The organism is Pelodictyon phaeoclathratiforme BU-1 (assembly GCF_000020645.1).
GTDB lineage: Bacteria > Bacteroidota > Chlorobiia > Chlorobiales > Chlorobiaceae > Chlorobium > Chlorobium phaeoclathratiforme.
In genome coordinates, this window is the sequence record NC_011060.1 from 980,181 (window position 1) to 996,463 (window position 16,283).

15 protein-coding genes are annotated in these 16,283 nt (G+C 48.9%); 5 read left to right on the top strand and 10 right to left on the bottom strand.

Translation table 11 applies throughout. The features are described 5' to 3' along the window. Positions 1 to 182 precede the first annotated feature (182 nt). Positions 183 to 1,001 carry a serine O-acetyltransferase gene (gene cysE, locus PPHA_RS04665; protein ID WP_012507723.1) on the top strand — a complete coding sequence of 273 codons (819 nt, stop codon included), beginning with the start codon at positions 183 to 185 and terminating at the stop codon, positions 999 to 1,001. Here the strand turns inward: cysE and aroC are convergent. The 6 genes from aroC to PPHA_RS04695 form a co-directional block, all read right to left on the bottom strand. Beyond that, positions 992 to 2,185 carry a chorismate synthase gene (aroC, locus tag PPHA_RS04670; RefSeq protein ID WP_012507724.1) on the bottom strand — a complete coding sequence of 398 codons (1,194 nt, stop codon included), beginning with the start codon at positions 2,183 to 2,185 and terminating at the stop codon, positions 992 to 994. The genes cysE and aroC overlap by 10 nt on opposite strands. Positions 2,186 to 2,267: 82 nt before the next feature. After that, positions 2,268 to 3,254: a porphobilinogen synthase gene (gene hemB / locus PPHA_RS04675; protein ID WP_012507725.1), complete on the bottom strand. Its 987-nt coding sequence runs from the start codon at positions 3,252 to 3,254 to the stop codon at positions 2,268 to 2,270. Between the two features lie 111 nt (positions 3,255 to 3,365). Further along, positions 3,366 to 4,502 carry a sodium ion-translocating decarboxylase subunit beta gene (locus tag PPHA_RS04680; protein WP_041526430.1) on the bottom strand — a complete coding sequence of 379 codons (1,137 nt, stop codon included), beginning with the start codon at positions 4,500 to 4,502 and terminating at the stop codon, positions 3,366 to 3,368. A gap of 7 nt (positions 4,503 to 4,509) precedes the next feature. Continuing rightward, positions 4,510 to 4,929: a biotin/lipoyl-containing protein gene (locus tag PPHA_RS04685; protein WP_012507727.1), complete on the bottom strand. Its 420-nt coding sequence runs from the start codon at positions 4,927 to 4,929 to the stop codon at positions 4,510 to 4,512. Further along, positions 4,926 to 5,306 carry an OadG family transporter subunit gene (locus PPHA_RS04690; protein WP_012507728.1) on the bottom strand — a complete coding sequence of 127 codons (381 nt, stop codon included), beginning with the start codon at positions 5,304 to 5,306 and terminating at the stop codon, positions 4,926 to 4,928. The genes PPHA_RS04685 and PPHA_RS04690 overlap by 4 nt, the downstream gene beginning before the upstream one ends. A 13-nt stretch (positions 5,307 to 5,319) precedes the next feature. Beyond that, entirely contained in the window at positions 5,320 to 6,861 is a 1,542-nt protein-coding gene (locus PPHA_RS04695) for an acyl-CoA carboxylase subunit beta (protein WP_012507729.1), read from the bottom strand. Between the two features lie 149 nt (positions 6,862 to 7,010). Here PPHA_RS04695 and hisN point away from each other — a divergent pair, with 149 nt between their 5' ends. Continuing rightward, on the top strand, positions 7,011 to 7,781 hold the full coding sequence (gene hisN / locus PPHA_RS04700; RefSeq protein ID WP_012507730.1) for a histidinol-phosphatase: 771 nt from the start codon (positions 7,011 to 7,013) through the stop codon (positions 7,779 to 7,781). A gap of 15 nt (positions 7,782 to 7,796) precedes the next feature. On the opposite strand, the gene PPHA_RS04705 is transcribed toward hisN, so the two are convergent. From PPHA_RS04705 to PPHA_RS04720, 4 genes are all read right to left on the bottom strand, one after another. Then, the gene (locus PPHA_RS04705) at positions 7,797 to 8,540 is read right to left on the bottom strand and encodes a uroporphyrinogen-III synthase (protein ID WP_012507731.1); all 744 of its coding nucleotides are present in this window, start codon (positions 8,538 to 8,540) and stop codon (positions 7,797 to 7,799) included. Further along, complete coding sequence (hemC, locus tag PPHA_RS04710; protein ID WP_012507732.1) at positions 8,540 to 9,481, bottom strand: hydroxymethylbilane synthase; 942 nt, start codon at positions 9,479 to 9,481, stop codon at positions 8,540 to 8,542. The genes PPHA_RS04705 and hemC overlap by 1 nt, the downstream gene beginning before the upstream one ends. Before the next feature lie 19 nt (positions 9,482 to 9,500). Beyond that, positions 9,501 to 10,778 carry a glutamyl-tRNA reductase gene (gene hemA, locus PPHA_RS04715; protein WP_012507733.1) on the bottom strand — a complete coding sequence of 426 codons (1,278 nt, stop codon included), beginning with the start codon at positions 10,776 to 10,778 and terminating at the stop codon, positions 9,501 to 9,503. A 119-nt stretch (positions 10,779 to 10,897) separates the two neighbouring features. Beyond that, on the bottom strand, positions 10,898 to 11,743 hold the full coding sequence (locus tag PPHA_RS04720) for a cytochrome C assembly family protein (protein WP_012507734.1): 846 nt from the start codon (positions 11,741 to 11,743) through the stop codon (positions 10,898 to 10,900). Between the two features lie 174 nt (positions 11,744 to 11,917). Between PPHA_RS04720 and typA the strand changes: the two genes are divergently transcribed. From typA to PPHA_RS04735, 3 genes are all read left to right on the top strand, one after another. Then, positions 11,918 to 13,744, top strand: coding sequence for a translational GTPase TypA (gene typA, locus PPHA_RS04725; protein ID WP_012507735.1), 1,827 nt, complete (start codon positions 11,918 to 11,920; stop codon positions 13,742 to 13,744). 177 nt (positions 13,745 to 13,921) lie between these two features. Beyond that, positions 13,922 to 15,511 (top strand): glutamate synthase-related protein, encoded by a 1,590-nt coding sequence (locus PPHA_RS04730; protein ID WP_012507736.1) that lies wholly within the window; start codon positions 13,922 to 13,924, stop codon positions 15,509 to 15,511. Between the two features lie 61 nt (positions 15,512 to 15,572). Then, entirely contained in the window at positions 15,573 to 16,073 is a 501-nt protein-coding gene (locus PPHA_RS04735) for a rubrerythrin family protein (RefSeq protein WP_012507737.1), read from the top strand. Positions 16,074 to 16,283: the final 210 nt, after the last annotated feature.

The window sequence follows — 16,283 nt, forward strand, 5'->3', positions numbered from 1 at the left end:
TCGTGATGTGCTTCCCAACAGTTCTTCTGATTAGAAAGCTCTGTTTTCAGGTTTTGGTGCGCAATCGGGCTGAATTTTTATAAATTCAAGAGCTTTTTTGTTTTCACCGGTTATCCGGCAGAGGGTTTTTACATTATTCTGGAAATTTGTATTGGTGCGGTTCAGAGCCGTATTGTTAACCTATGGGAATAGATATCAGGAATATCTGGTCAACGATTGTCACTGAGGCGGCAAATGAGTGCGGTCGTGATCTCCAGATCAGGGTTTTTTTAGAGCAGCATATTCTGCGTTTTGATGATTTTGGCTCTTCACTGGCGATGCTTTTGTCGGTGAAGCTTGGATCGAAGCATTTTCCTCCTCTTGTGCTGCAAGGGCTTTTTGAGGATTTTTATCTGCAATGTCCTGAAGCTGTTGAACATGCAGCCTATGATCTTGTTGCAACGAAGCAGCGTGATCCGGCAGCGGTACACTACTTCGAGATTATGCTTTTTCTGAAAGGATATCAGGCCTTGCAGGCTTACCGTCTTGGTCACTGGCTCTGGAAAAATGGACGTAAAACCATGGCCTATTTTATCCAGAACCGTATCTCTGAGATCTTTGCCGTAGATATTCATCCCGCAGCGCTTATCGGTAAGGGCATTTTCTTTGACCATGCCACCAGTCTTGTGATTGGTGAGACTGCAGTGGTTGAAGATAATGTGTCGATTTTGCATGAGGTTACGCTTGGCGGCACGGGTAAGGAGAGTGGCGATCGTCATCCGAAAGTGAAAAAGTCGGTGATGATTGGAGCGGGAGCCAAGATCCTGGGTAATGTGGTGATTGGTGAGGGCGCCAAGGTCGGGGCGGGGAGCGTGGTGCTTGATGATGTGCCGCCCCACTTCACGGTTGTCGGTGTTCCTGCCCAGATTGTGGGTAGAACCGAGGTTTCGGAACCCTCTCGCGATATGAACCAGAGGGTGGTTAATACGGGCAAAGAGGCTCCTTTAACGGATCAGGAATGAAAGGTGCTGCGGATACTCTCCCGGTAAAGGTCAAGGCGCTGTCTGATTTCATCCAGATGATCACCACCGAGTTTTTCAAGCAGTGCATTGGCGATGACCGGCGCAAGAACGGCTTCAGCAACCACACCGGCAGCGGGTACTGCACAGGTATCGCTGCGTTCAAAGCGTGAAGGGGTTGCTTGCAGGGTTTCAACATCAAAGGAGAGCAGGGGAGTAACCAGTGATGAGATAGGTTTCATTGCCGCCCGCAGGTGAATGGTCTGTCCGCTCGACATGCTCCCTTCGAGGCCGCCAGCCCGGTTGGTTTTTCTGATTACCCCCTTTTCCCGAGAAAGGTGAAACTCATCATGCACTTCTGAACCCGGTTTTCTGGCGTTTTCAAAGGCGGTACCAATTTCTACTCCCTTGATAGCCTGAATGGAGATGATTGCTGCGGCGAGTGCGGCATCGAGGCGCCGGTCATGTTGTACATAGCTGCCGAAGCCAGGAGGTACACCAGTAATAAAAATTTCGATGATTCCGCCGAGGGTATCTCCGCGCTCACTGGCTCCATCTATGGCTGCAAGTGCGTTTGTTTCAGTCTCTTTTCCGAGCATACGTACCGGTGAGAGGTCGGCCTGCCTTGCGACAGCTTCAGCTCCTTCAAGGAGGAGTCCTTCAAGCTGCTTATCCGGAGAGGCTTCTGCTGCCGATCCAATGGCAGAGATGTAGCTGCCGATTTCAATGCCGAGTGCTTTGAGAAAGAGTCGTGCAACCGTTCCTGCCGCTACTCTTGCTGCCGTCTCTCGAGCTGAAGAGCGTTCAATGACAGGGCGTATATCGTCAAAACCGTATTTGATGCGTCCTGCAAGATCAGCATGGCCTGGCCTTGGAATGGTGATTTTTGAACATTGTTCATCGGGTTTCTCAAACTGGGCCATGGTTGTTGTCCAGTTTTGCCAGTCGCGGTTGTTGATCACCAGCGTAATGGGCGAGCCGATGGTTTTGCCGAACCGGACGCCGGAGAGTATCTCTGCCTTGTCGCTCTCTATTTTCATGCGTCCCCCCCTGCCATGTCCTTGCTGACGGCGGGCTAACTGGGTATTGATCTCCTTCGGAGTTATGGTGATGCCTGCAGGCATTCCTTCCACTATTGCCGATAGTGCCGGTCCATGTGACTCTCCGGCGGTAAAGTATCGTATCATTTTTTATGCAGTAGAATGCCCGGCTGCACTCAGAACCCTGCAGCCGGACTTTTTGAATGGATTTCTCTTTTCAGAGAGAGGTTCAGCGAAGAATTCTCGCAGCCTCTTTTGCATAGTAGGTAAAGATCAGGTCTGCACCGGCACGTTTCATGCAGAGCAGCGACTCCATCATAACTCTTTTTTCGTCAATCCATCCACGCTGGGCTGCAGCCTTGACCATGGAGTATTCGCCGGAGACATGGTAGATTGCCACAGGAGTGTCAAAACGCTCTTTCGTGCGGTAGACAATGTCGAGATAGGCAAGGCCGGGTTTGACCATGACGATATCGGCACCTTCCATGATGTCGAGCTCAATTTCTTTCATGGCCTCATCGGTGTTGCCGGGATTCATCTGATAGGTAGTCTTGTCACCAAACTGCGGCGCTGAATGCAGTGCGTCACGGAATGGGCCATAGAAGCTTGATGCGTATTTGGCAGCGTAGGAGAGAATGCCGACATCGGAGAAGTCCGTGTCGTCAAGAGCCTCGCGGATGGCGCCGATACGACCGTCCATCATGTCGCTGGGAGAGACGAAATCAGCTCCGGCGTTGGCATGGGATATTGCCATTTTACAGAGCACCTCAACGGTTTCGTCATTGAGAATAATGCCATCTCTTACCAGTCCGTCATGGCCAAAAGGGGTGAACGGGTCAAGCGCGACGTCGGTCATGATACACAGATCAGGCACTTTTGCCTTGATGGCGCGGATGGCTTCCTGGATGATCCCATATTCATTGTAGGCTTCGCTGCCATCTTCAGTTTTTACTTCAGGAATACCAAAGAGATCAATAGACTGAATTCCAAGATCCCAGAGTTCCTGGCACTCTTTTACTGCATTGTCAATCGAATAGCGGAAGCTTCCCGGCATGGAGGAGACCTCTTCAACGACGTTGGTTCCCGGGCAGACAAAAAGAGGGTAAACCAGATCATTGATTGTCAGGTGTTTTTCCTGCACAAGGTTTCTGATTGCGGCACTTTTACGTAATCTTCTGGGTCGCTGGACAATATTGAGTAGATTGAGCTGGCTCATGGCTGATGAGATATTATGGTTTTAAAAAGGCTAAAAATAAGAAAATCGACGAACATCACGAAGTATTTCACCAAGCCAATATATTCTTCCTGCACCATTGGAGAGAAAAGGTTACACCATGAAGCTCATCATGATGCCAGCGGCAATGGCTGAACCGATGATACCGGAAACGTTCGGGGCCATGGCATGCATGAGCAGATGATTTTCAGGGTCAGCCTTCAGCCCCTCCATTTGCGCTACACGGGCGCTTTCAGGAACCGCAGCAACACCTGCAGCGCCGATCAACGGGTTGATTTTGTTTCCCTCTGAAAGAAAAATGTTCATGAATTTTGCAAACAGAATTCCGCCAGCCGTTGAGAACATGAATGCCGTTGCGCCAAGGATGAAAATAAGGGCAGAATTGTGGGTCAGAAATGTTGTCGCCTGAGTTGACGCTCCGATGGTAACGCCAAGAATGATGGTTACGATGTCGATCATGGCATTTTTTGCCGTATCAGCAAGCCGTTTTGTGACCATTGATTCTTTGAGCAGATTGCCCAGAAAAAGCATACCGAGCAGCGGTAGGGAGCCGGGAGCAATAAATCCGGTCAGGAGCAGACCGAATACAGGGAACATGACTTTCTCGATTTTGGTAACCGAACGAGGCGGCTTCATTTTGATTCTGCGCTCTTTTTGGGTCGTCAAAAGGCGCATGATCGGTGGCTGAATAAGCGGGACAAGCGCCATATAGGTGTATGCTGCGATGGCTATGGAACCGACGAGATGCGGAGCAAGCCGGGAAGAGAGAAAAATTGCTGTCGGGCCATCAGCGCCTCCGATGATACCGATCGAAGCTGATTCGGGATTGGTGAAGCCGAGGGAGATAGCTCCAAGATAGGTCATGAAAATGCCGAGCTGCGCCGCAGCACCGAGCAGGATAAGCTTCGGATTTGAAATCAGCGGTGAAAAATCGGTCATGGCCCCTATTCCAAGAAAAATCAGGGGGGGAAATATTCCTTTCAGTACTCCCTGGTAGAGGTAGTTCAGGACGCTGCCATCCTGATAGATACCAAGAGCCATACCACCATGCTCGATAAACGGGGTATTGCCGATCAGAATACCGAAACCGATCGGAACCAGAAGAATCGGTTGATATTCATAGCGGATCGCCAGGTAGATGAATACCATTCCGACAAGAATCATCAACAGGTGTCCCGGAGTTGCATTGGCAAAACCGGAATACCCAAAAAACTGCATAAGTTCGTCCATAATGGTGTTATTCAATTTCTATCAGGATATCACCCTGCATGACTGTATCGCCTACGGCTACCTTCACCGTCTTGACGGTACCGGCTTTTTCAGCAAAAATATTGTTTTCCATTTTCATGGCTTCCAGTACCAGAATGGGTTCTTCGCGTTTTACCTTTGAACCGGGCTGAACCATGAGGGCAATGATAGTACCTGGCAGAGGCGCCTTTACGATACTCAGTCCCGGGGTGTTCAGTGGCTGCGGCGGTTTCACTGGAGTCGGAGGGGTATAGCGGACCAGCTTCGGGGTCTGCGGCCTTTTGATCTCCTGGCCAAGTTCAACCTGATATGAGGTACCGTTAACTTCAATTTCGGCAATGTTTTCCTCAAAAGATTTGATCTCGACATTGTAGCGGTTTCCGCCGATCGTGAATTTATATTTTCTCATCGTTGAAACCCTTTGAAATTAATGACATTGTAGATTTTTGAACTCCATGGTGAGTAGCTTTTGCCGACTTTTCTGATAGTCAGAATTGCATTTTCCTGATCGTGCAGCTCGTCAAGATAGAGTGAGATCGCCACACTGATGGCAGCGCTGACCTCTCCGGGAATCATGTTTCCCGCCAGGGCTCTTTTTGCTTCATCACCCTTATCATCAAATGTTCTTCTGACATTCCACGAGAGAATTTTCGGTATCACACTGAAAAGCAGGGCGAGCAGGAAAAATGAAAGAAAGACAACACTGTATCCCGTGACAGCCAGTGCCAGGTGCTGACTTTGGATTGCCGGGAGATTGACCGGAAAATATTGAAGGATCGATGGCATGTTTTTTCCGCGTTTACAATGGTAGGGTAGAGTGCTTTTTTGGAGGATTGTTGTCCTTTTTGGTCAGGAGCGACTGAAGGGAGCGAATGATCCTGAAACGGGTATTGCGCGGTTCGATGATATCGTCGATATATCCGAATTTTGCCGCTTCGTAGGGATTGGAGAATTTTTCACGATACTCCGCAGCGTTTTCAGCAACGAACCGGGCACGCTCTTCCAGATCTTCGATGGCATTCAGATCCCTGTTGAAAAGTACCTCAATGGCCCCTATTGGTCCCATAACCGCAATCTCGGCTGTCGGCCATGCATAGTTGACGTCACCGCGAAGATGCTTGGAACTCATGACAATGTATGCTCCACCATATGCTTTGCGCAGGATGATGGTTATTTTTGGCACGGTGGCCTCTGCATAGGCAAAAATCAGTTTTGCTCCGTTGGTGATAATGCCGTCAAACTCCTGTGCACTGCCGGGAAGGAAACCGGGAACATCGACAAGGGTGACGATGGGAATGTTGAAGGCGTCACAGAATCGGACAAATCTTGCCGCCTTGCAGGATGCGTTGATGTCAAGACAACCGGCAAGATAGTTGGGCTGGTTGGCGACGATACCGGTGGAGATACCATTGAAGGTGACAAAGCCGACAACAATGTTTCTTGCATATTGCCGCTGTACTTCGAGGAACTCTCCGTTATCGGCAATAGAATGGATCACATCCTTGATGTCGTAAGGGATTGATGGCTTCTCGGGTATTATGGAGTTCAGTTTATCGTCAAGGCGATCGACCGGATCATCACAGATTGCAAGGGGTGGCTCTTCAAGATTATTCTGCGGCAGGTAGCTGAGCAGCTTTTTAATCAGCAGGATTCCTTCGGTTTCATCCGCACCGACAAAATGGGTTACTCCTGATTTTGTGGCATGAACCGAAGCGCCTCCAAGATCCTCGTCGGTAATGCTCTCTCCGGTAACCGTCTTCACAACTTTTGGACCAGTGACAAACATATGACTGGTTTTTTCGACCATGACGACGAAATCAGTCAGCGCTGGAGAGTAGACCGCGCCACCTGCACAGGGCCCGAAAATTGCCGATATCTGGGGTATGACTCCCGATGCCATAGTGTTTCTCTGGAAAATACTTGCGTATCCGGCCAGACTTCTTACCCCTTCCTGTATTCTTGCTCCGCCGCTGTCATTAATTCCGATAAAAGGAGCGCCCATTTTCATGGCCTGATCCATCACCTTGCAGATTTTCAGTGCGTTGGTTTCTGAAAGTGATCCGCCAAGAACCGTAAAATCCTGAGAAAAAATATAGACAAGACGACCATCAATGGTACCGTGACCGGTAATTACTCCATCGGAAAGAAATTTTTCCTTGTCAAGTCCAAAATCAGTGGTACGGTGCGATACGAACATATCATACTCTTCGAAGCTTCCTTCGTCAAGCAGCAGATTAAGGCGTTCCCGAGCGGTAAATTTCCCTTTTTTATGCTGTGCGTCTATGCGTTTTTGTCCACCGCCAAGGCGGGCTTTTTCGCGTTCGGCAATCAAGCGTTTCATTGTGTTTTACGATATTGATTAACTAACTTGCCGGTCGAAAGTGACTTTTCAGGAGCTTGTCCGGGGTTAAGCAGGAGCGCTGTACATGCAGCCTCAGTACTCGGCATAAATAATTTGAGCCACAAGATATTAAAAGAAAAGATAAAACCATGACACCATTGACTTCTGATCTTCAGCTTGCTGTGGAAATGGCTGAACAGGCCGGGCAGTTAACCCTCAGTTACTTTTCCCGTAAATCGTTACAGGTTTTCACAAAAAGAGATGCAAGCCCGGTCACCGAGGCTGATCGTAAAGCTGAAGAGCTTATCCGTTCAGCAATTGCTTCCCGCAATCCCGAAGATGGAGTGCTCGGCGAAGAATTTGAAGAGCGCCCTTCCGGCAATAATCGTCGCTGGATCATTGATCCCATTGATGGTACCAAGGCCTTCATTCATGGAGTGCCTCTCTATGGTGTGATGATTGCGCTTGAGATCGATGGAACGGTGAACCTTGGAGTTGTCCATTTCCCTGCACTCGGTGAACTCTATTATGCCGAAAAGGGAGGCGGAGCATTTCTCAACGGATCACCGATAGCAGTCTCTTCCATTTCCGACCTTAAAGATGCAACGGTTCTGTATACGGAAAAAGAGTATCTGCTCGATACACTCTCTCAGCACCCGGTTGATCAGCTTCGCCATAAAGCTGGACTGGTGCGCGGATGGGGTGACTGTTACGGCCACATGCTCGTTGCCTCCGGCAGGGCGGAAGTGTCGGTCGATAAAGTCATGAGCCCCTGGGATTGTGCGGCACTGATTCCCATTGTGACTGAAGCTGGAGGGTGTTGTTTCGATTACCGGGGGAAAACGACAATATCAGGCGAAGGGCTGGTCAGCGCAAACAAGGCCATTGGAAGAGCTTTGCTGGCGGAAATAGAGGGGTGAGATGGGTTCCACCGCTCAATCAGTCAGCTTTTCCGCTATTGCTTTTGCAAAGCTTGGCGCGTCGAATGATTCGGGGATAATGTCGACATGAACGCCAAGTTTTTTGAGCGCATTGGCGGTTGTGGTTCCTATGGCGGCAATCTGCACTCCGGAGGGAAGTGCGGTTGTCCCCATAGCCTCAAAAAAATTGATGGCGGTTGAGGGGCTGGTAAAGGAGAGGCAGGAGAGTTCGCCCTGCTCAAGCAGCGATTTTATTTTTGCGCTCTCTTCAAGTGAAGGTGTCAGGTTGGCATAAACGGTCAACTCAACGCAATGCCCTCCCCGTTTTTCAATCACTTCGGGAATAACACCAAGAGAGAGAGTTCCTCTTAGAAAAAGAAAGGTGTGGCCTGCTATTGCCTCACTTCCGATCTCTTCCATGAGCGTGACGGCATCGGCAATTTTCGGTATTGGTTCGGTTGTTACACCGTGTGCCGCAAGGTCGGAGGAGGTTGTTTTTCCGACAGCCCAAACCTTGAGCTTCTGGAGGTTTTTCAGCTCATCAGGGCTCTCTTTGAGCAGCCGATCCATAAATAAGCCGACACTGTTGGGGCTGGTAAAAAAAACTCCGTCAAACAGGGCAAGGTCAGGAACCTTCCAGCCGGAGACCGGCCTGATCTCGATTGTCGGAAAAACAATCGAGTTCAGACCGTACTCTTCCAGTTTCTTTACAAATGATGCAGCCTGATCTTTTGGACGGGTAACAAGAACAGTTTTCATCAGCGGGTTTTACGGATTTGTGACAGAATTGCGTCCGCACCCTGTTTCAGCAACTCCTCTGCAAGCTCAATACCAGCCGCTTCAGCCTGTTCAGGTGAAGTAAGTCCGGTTTTTGTGATGTTATTATGCAATCCGATTTTTCCATCAACCGAACCGACATAGGCAAGCAAGGTCAGTGTGCCATTTTTAAACGAAGCATAGGCGCCGATAGGAATCTGGCATCCACCCTGAAGATGACGAAGCAGTGCGCGTTCTGCCCTGCAGCAATATTCCGTTGTGGAGTGGTTGAGGATTCTGACAATCTCCCTTGTCTGTTCGTCATCAACACGGGTCTCAATGCCGAGAGCGCCCTGTCCGACAGCAGGAAGCATCACTTCATGCGGAAGGATTTCGGAAATACGGTCACTGAAATTGAGGCGGAAAACACCTGCATAGGCAAGCATCATGGCATCGAACTCGCCGTTGTCGAACTTCTGGAAACGGGTATTGAGATTGCCTCTGATATCGCGGATATCCAGATCAGGACGAAGGCTGAGCAACTGCGACATGCGGCGAAGGCTGCTGGTTGCCATTTTTGCATTCTGGGGAAGATCCTTCAGTTTGACACCATTTTTCGAAATGATGACATCCCTTGTATCCTCTCGCTCGGTGAAAGAGGTAATAATAAGCCCATCAGGAGTAGCCGTCGGAACATCTTTCAGACTGTGAACAGCCAGGTCAATCTCTTTGGTAATCAGATGTTTCTCAATGTCCTTGGTGAAAAGTCCCATATCTCCGATTTTGGAGAGCGGGGAGTCGAGAAGGACATCACCGGTTGTTTTAACCAGTTTGAGAGTGATATCAAGCTCAGGAAAATGCCTGGACAGTTCCGCCTTGGTAAATTCTGCCTGCCACAAAGCGAGCGGGCTGGATCTGGTACCGATGATAAGCTGTTTTTTCAAAGCAATTACAGATTTTTATTTAGTGGGACTGATTTGGTTCTTCGAGATCGAAAACGTTTCGCACAAGATTGACCCTGCTTGGAATAGAGTCCGTTGTGTCAATTGGCGCCTTGAGCATTTTAATGGGGTGGTGCAGGATTTTCTTCAGGATTCGGTCGGTAAGGTGCTCCATCCTCTGGAGCTCTTCTTCGCTGACTTTATAGCGATAGCGTTCAAGCTCCTTTTCCTTGATTTCAATGAACTTTGACTGAAGATCCACGATTGTGGGCCTGACTTTCAGCGTATTGATCCATTGCCCGAAAGCGATAAGCTCCTCTTCTATGATGGCATTGACCTTTGGAAGTTCGCGGCTTCGTTTTTCAAGGTTCTTGTCGATGATATGCTTGAGGGCATCAATGTCCTTGAGGAACATGTTCTGCAGTTTGGAAACATCCGGGTCAACGTTTCTCGGCAATCCGAGATCAAGAATAATGACCGGCTTCAGTCGTCGCTTGATCATGCTCTGGTGCATCTCAGCCTCATTGAGGACATACTCTTTGGTGCTGATGGCCGTTATGATGATATCAAATTCGTGCAAATGCTCCCTGAACGTTTCAAATGGCAGCACTTTGTTGGTGCCGAGTTCTTCAGCAAGTGTTTCAGCCTTGGAGAGCGTTCTGTTGGTAATAACAATATTCCGGGCATTTTTCTGAAACATGTGCTTTGCAGCCAGTTCGCCGGTTTCACCTGCTCCGACCAGCAGCACTTTTTTCATGGAGAGATTTGAGAAAATCTTCTGGGCAAGTTCAACGGCAGCATAGCTCACCGAAACAGCCCCCTCCATGATTTTGGTTTTTGTTTTGACCTTCTTGGCTACACTGAAAGCTGTATGGCAGAGACGGGTGATGAGAATACCCGCACATTGTGTTTCGGCGGCAATACGATAGGCATTTTTGACCTGGCCGAGAATCTGCCCTTCACCAAGGACAAGCGAATCAATCGCACTTGCCACTTCAAAGATATGACGAGCTGTTCCGCAGTAAAAACGGCTGAAAAAGTGTTCAGGACGTACCTCTTTTCGGGCATCCTTGAAGGAGATCAGATACTCCTTGAGAAACTCTCCGTTCACCTCGTATATCGCGGGCACAACGTACAGCTCAGTGCGGTTACAGGTAGATACGACCATGGCTTCGTGGGCAAGTCCGCTGGAAATAAGGCCGGTAATGAACTCCTTGTTTTGAACTTCAGAAAGGGAGATTCTTTCACGGATTTCAATAGGTGCGGTTTTGTGATTGACACCAACTGAAATGATGTTCATGGCAGGGTTGTTTAAATGAGCTGATGACGAACAATCCAATAAAAAATACTGCGTTTCAGTATAGAACGACAATTTACGAATATATTCTAAAAGCCCCTATTTTCAAAGAACTGTCATGGTTAAAAGGAGAGTCCATGGAACGTAGGGGAAAAAAAGGTCATCAACACGATGAGAATGGTGATGAAGACAAAGAGAAAAATAAAGAGGTAAGCCATGTGCTTGATATCCCAGCCGATGATCGGCTTGATGAAAATGCCGGTGCCGTAGAGTAACCAGATGACGATCAGGGTGACGAGCTTTGGTTCCAGCAGATTGATTGCCTCACCAGAAGCATTTTGCTCAATCGCTCCGGCAAAAATGGTAATCGAAAGAAAAATAAAGCCGAAAGCCACGGCATGCATGGTGAGTTTCTCAAGTACCTCGAGGTTGGGAAGACGCTGAAAAAGCAATTCAAAGCGGTTTTGCTCTATCTGGCGAAAAAGCAGCAGATAGAGTATGCTGTAAAGGCCGGCAATGGCTATGGCACTGAAGCCGAAAATAGCAGCAATAAGGTGCACACCGATGCCGATACCACTGAAGGTGATCCCCGTATTTGAGATCTGTGCAGTAAGGATTGAGGATATAAGCTGAGCGCCCGCTGCAAAAGAGATGACAAAAAATCCCGTCTTGTCACTTTTGGTTGTAAACTCGATAAACAGATAGGTGATCGTGAGGGTGAGCCCTACCATGGTCATAAGGTTCACTGTAGAATAGTTGATCTTGTACCCTTCAAGAGAGGTAAGAAGCCCCAGGTAGACCACATGGGTCAGAACAGTAAGGACAAGGATGGGTTGTATATATTTTTTCCCAAACTGGATGTCCTTGAAAAAATGGGCACCATAGAGAAAAGTTGTCACCAGATAGAAGAGTGATACAAGCTGATTAAGGACAAGCAGCGGCAGATTATCAAATAATATATTATTCATTGTATGGTTTAAGGGAGTGAACAGCCATGAAACAGCCCTCTTGATGCCTTCGGGTATAAATGGGCACGCGCCCCCGCGCTGGCCATGGCAAAGATTGTGGCCATAATTACAAAGAAATAATGTATATTCGGGCCTATACGAGGTATAAATATACTTATTTACAAGGATAAAAAGATGAGCTCGACAAAAAATATAAGAAATATTGCCATTATCGCTCACGTTGATCATGGAAAAACAACACTGGTTGATTCGATTTTTCAGAAGACAGGCGCTTTCAGGGATAATCAGCAGGTAAACGTCCGGGTACTTGATTCAAATCCTCAGGAGAGAGAGAGAGGAATTACCATATTTTCAAAAAACGCTGCGGCAGTATACAAAGATCACAAGATCAATATTGTTGATACACCAGGTCATGCTGACTTTGGTGGCGAGGTTGAACGTATTTTACAGATGGTTGACGGCGTACTGCTTCTTGTTGACGCATTCGAAGGCCCGATGCCGCAGACCAAGTTTGTTCTGCGCAAAGCCCTTGAACTGCATCTGAAGCCAATTGTGGTCATCAACAAGATTGATCGGCCCCAGTCGGATCCAGTCAAGGTGCACGATCAGGTTCTTGATCTCTTCATCGCTCTCGGAGCAGAAGAGCATCAGCTTGATTTCCCCTATATCTTTACATCGGCCAAACATGGTGTTGCCAAATACAGCATGGATGACGAAGATGGTGATATGAGCCTTCTGCTCGATATGATCATCAAAGAGATTCCAGCTCCTGTCGCCCATGATGATGGCGGATTCCAGATGCTGGTAACAACCCTTGACTACAGCGATTACATTGGCAAGATAGCCATTGGCCGTATTCATCGCGGAAAGGTAAGCCCGGGAAGTCAGCTTGCCGTGGTTGGTCCTGACGGGGTGATGGGCAGGGGAACCGTAACAAAGGTTTTTCAGTTCGACAAGGTTCAGAAGGTTGAAGCAAAAGAGGCTACCTCCGGTGACATCATTGCCATCGCCGGTATTCCTGATGCTACTGTCGGCATGACCCTTGCTTCCATTGAGGATCCCGTATCGCTGGCTTCATTCGATATCAGCAAACCGACACTCTCCATGCTTTTTTCGGTCAACGACTCTCCCTTTGCAGGACTTGAGGGCAAGGAGGTCACCAGCCGGAAGATCCGTGAGCGCCTCATGAAAGAGAAGATGACCAACGTCGCTCTCAACGTCGAGGAGACAGAGAGCCCCGATACCTTCCGTGTTTCAGGAAGGGGAGAGCTTCACCTTTCCGTGCTGATCGAGACCATGCGGCGCGAAGGCTATGAAGTTGCCATTGCAAGACCCGAGGTTATCATGCACCGTGATGAGGATGGTACCCTGCTTGAGCCTATCGAGCATGTGACCATCGACATTCCTGAAGAGTACACTGGCGTTATCATTGAAAAAATGGGTCGCAGAAAGGCTGAGATGACCTTTATGGGCACGCTTCGCGGCGGAATGGTCCGTGTTGAATTTGAAATTCCTACCAGAGGGCTGATCGGTTACAACCTTGAGTTTACCACCGACACCAAAGGCGAGGGCATCATGTCACACGTCTTCCTCGACTACCAGCCATTCAAAGGCAAATTGCCTTCACGCGAGACCGGTGCACTGGTCGTTTCTGAAGCAGGTATCTGCGTTGCCTATGCTCTCAGCGCCCTTGAAGATCGCGGCACCTTCTTTGTTTCACCAAACACCAAGGTTTATGCAGGCATGATTGTCGGCGAATCGACAAGAGGTCTCGATATTACCCTCAACGTCTGCAAAACAAAAAAGCTGAGCAACATGCGCTCTTCCGGCACCGATGAGTCACTTCGTCTCACCCCTCCAAAAATCCTTTCGCTGGAACAGGCGCTGGAATTTATCAACGACGATGAGCTTCTGGAAGTAACACCCCAGAGCATCAGACTCAGAAAGAAGATTCTGGATGTGAACCTTCGCGCAAAAGCGACCAAAAAGGCCAACGCCTGATGCCACTGAAAGATGACTCTTTCGATAGCGGAGAATATCCCGAATATCGAAAGCTGGTTTGATCAAGAAGAGTAAAACACAGAATGGGCTACCTGAAAAGGTGGCCTTTTTTGTGTATATATTCCGTTACAACAATTCACCGTATTTTGCAGAAATCCTGACATCATAACGTTTCTTATGGCAAAATGGCAATGTGGGCTATGCTCCTATATCTACGACGAAAACAAAGAACCTGTCGCATGGGAGGCTCTTCCGAATGAGTGGATGTGCCCTGTTTGCGGTTCGCCAAAATCCTCATTTGTCCTGCTGAAAGAAGAGCAACCCATTGTTCCGGCAGTTGAAAGCGAACCTGTTTCAACAAACATCTATGCATGTGCTCTCTGTTCGTATGCTTATGATGAAGCAAAAGAGGGTCTCCTGTGGCCAGCTCTTCCCGACGACTGGAGATGTCCTGTCTGCGGCTCAGGCAAAGAGAGCTTCAGCCTTGCAGCATCCGACCGACCGGCAGCCGCCGGGATTGTTGCTGAAAGAGGGTCGGGAGAAGAGTACCTGGCGGAATGGCGACGGCAGGCTGACGATTTTGAAACCAACATGGCCGATATCCACCATCTTGCCATGACGGGAAAATCGGTAATCGAACCTATGCGTTCGCGCCTTCCCTCCTTCTCCTGGGACGAAATCCTCATGAAAGGTGCACAGCTTGCAAAACTGCCGCTCAACAAAACACAGCTGGTTGTCACACAAACAGTGATTGGTCCCGCTGCAGCTTTTCCCCTTGTCCTTGAAACACCGATTTTTGTCTCCCATATGTCCTTTGGAGCGTTGTCGAGAGAAGCAAAGCTCGCTCTTGCCAAGGGCAGTGCGCAGGCAAAAACAGCCATGTGTTCAGGTGAAGGGGGTATTCTGCCCGAATCACTTGCAGCCTCCTACCGTTATATTTTTGAATACGTTCCCAACAAATACAGTGTAACCGATGAGAACCTGAAGCTGGTTGATGCCGTGGAAATCAAAATCGGACAATCCGCAAAACCGGGAATGGGCGGTCATCTTCCGGGGAGCAAGGTCACCTGTGAAATCGCTGCCATCCGCGGATTTCGGGAAGGACAGGATATCATCAGCCCGTCTCACTTCCCGGATATTCGCACAAAAGAAGACTTGAGAGATACGGTCAGCCATTTGCGCCTGAAAACCGGGGGAAAACCGATTGGCATCAAGCTTGCGGCTGGCCATATCGAAGAAGATATCGATATCGCTCTCTTTGCGGGGGTTGATTTCATCACTATCGATGGTCGTGCAGGTGGAACCGGCGCTTCTCCCAAGGTTGTCAAAAATGCCGCCTCCGTGCCAACCATCTTCGCGCTGGCAAGAGCAAGAAAAATACTCGATTCGAGAGGGGCTGACAGTGTTTCTCTCATTATTACCGGTGGCTTGCGTCTCTCTTCAGACTTCGCCAAGGCGCTGGCAATGGGGGCCGATGCCATAGCTGTCGGGACTGCGGCCATGATGGCGGCAGGATGTCAGCAGTACCGCATCTGCAATACCGATAAATGTCCCGTCGGCATTGCCACGCAGGATCCGGTACTTCGAGCCCGTATGGATGTCGATAAATCCGCCATCCGTGTCGCAAACTTTTTCAAAGCCGTTACCGAAGAGCTCCGTGACTTTGCCCGTCTGACCGGTAACGATAATGTTCACCACCTCTCGCCAACCGATTTATGTACCACCAATTCCGAAATTTCCAATCATACCCCTATCGAGCACGTCTGATCAACACGACTCTCCCGACACAACATGGAGAGGCATAAGAACACATAAGGAGAAACACACCATGGCAACAAATGAGAATCTGCAGAACGCTTTTGCAGGAGAGAGTCAGGCAAACCGCAAATATCTTGCCTTTGCCAAAAAAGCGGAAGAAGAGGGAATGCCCCAGGTAGCAAAGCTTTTTCGCGCTGCGGCTGAAGCGGAAACCGTTCACGCCCTTGCGCACCTTCGTGTAATAGGGGGAATAAAGAGCACCGCTGAAAATCTTCAGGAGGCCATCGAGGGCGAAGAATTTGAATTCACCGAAATGTACCCCAACTATCTCGCTGAAGCACAGCAGGAAGGCAACAAACCGGCCGAATTTTCCATCAAGAATGCATTGGCTGTAGAAGAGATTCATCACGGGCTCTACTCAAAAGCACTTGAAGCCGTAAACGGCGGCAAAGACCTGCCCGCAGCAAAGATCTACATCTGTCCGGTTTGCGGCAACACCGTCGAGAACAGCATCCCGGACACCTGCCCCATCTGCAACGTCCCGGGCAGCAAGTTCATTGAAATCGGCTGAACTGAAATCCGATCAACGTTCCGAATCAATGGTGGTGATGGTTTTTTGCCATCACCACAATACTATGGCAGGTCTCAGCCGAATTGGACTGATATCAGGAAATATCCTTCAGTGCGATAACAGCGCAGATGGACAATATGGGTTATTCCAAACCATCGATGGGAGCTTCACCGGTTCCTGCTGCACCACCTGTCAATCTCCCTTTTTATC

What these genes read in the sequence shown, in the direction of transcription:
- PPHA_RS04680 (WP_041526430.1), bottom strand. Translation starts at nt 4,502, where the DNA reads ATGGACGAACTTATGCAGTTTTTTGGGTATTCCGGTTTTGCCAATGCA.
- PPHA_RS04735 (WP_012507737.1), top strand. Translation starts at nt 15,573, where the DNA reads ATGGCAACAAATGAGAATCTGCAGAACGCTTTTGCAGGAGAGAGTCAG.
- aroC (WP_012507724.1), bottom strand. Translation starts at nt 2,185, where the DNA reads ATGATACGATACTTTACCGCCGGAGAGTCACATGGACCGGCACTATCG.
- hemA (WP_012507733.1), bottom strand. Translation starts at nt 10,778, where the DNA reads ATGAACATCATTTCAGTTGGTGTCAATCACAAAACCGCACCTATTGAA.
- hisN (WP_012507730.1), top strand. Translation starts at nt 7,011, where the DNA reads ATGACACCATTGACTTCTGATCTTCAGCTTGCTGTGGAAATGGCTGAA.
- PPHA_RS04730 (WP_012507736.1), top strand. Translation starts at nt 13,922, where the DNA reads ATGGCAAAATGGCAATGTGGGCTATGCTCCTATATCTACGACGAAAAC.
- PPHA_RS04695 (WP_012507729.1), bottom strand. Translation starts at nt 6,861, where the DNA reads ATGAAACGCTTGATTGCCGAACGCGAAAAAGCCCGCCTTGGCGGTGGA.
- PPHA_RS04720 (WP_012507734.1), bottom strand. Translation starts at nt 11,743, where the DNA reads ATGAATAATATATTATTTGATAATCTGCCGCTGCTTGTCCTTAATCAG.
- PPHA_RS04705 (WP_012507731.1), bottom strand. Translation starts at nt 8,540, where the DNA reads ATGAAAACTGTTCTTGTTACCCGTCCAAAAGATCAGGCTGCATCATTT.
- typA (WP_012507735.1), top strand. Translation starts at nt 11,918, where the DNA reads ATGAGCTCGACAAAAAATATAAGAAATATTGCCATTATCGCTCACGTT.
- hemB (WP_012507725.1), bottom strand. Translation starts at nt 3,254, where the DNA reads ATGAGCCAGCTCAATCTACTCAATATTGTCCAGCGACCCAGAAGATTA.
- cysE (WP_012507723.1), top strand. Translation starts at nt 183, where the DNA reads ATGGGAATAGATATCAGGAATATCTGGTCAACGATTGTCACTGAGGCG.
- PPHA_RS04685 (WP_012507727.1), bottom strand. Translation starts at nt 4,929, where the DNA reads ATGAGAAAATATAAATTCACGATCGGCGGAAACCGCTACAATGTCGAG.
- PPHA_RS04690 (WP_012507728.1), bottom strand. Translation starts at nt 5,306, where the DNA reads ATGCCATCGATCCTTCAATATTTTCCGGTCAATCTCCCGGCAATCCAA.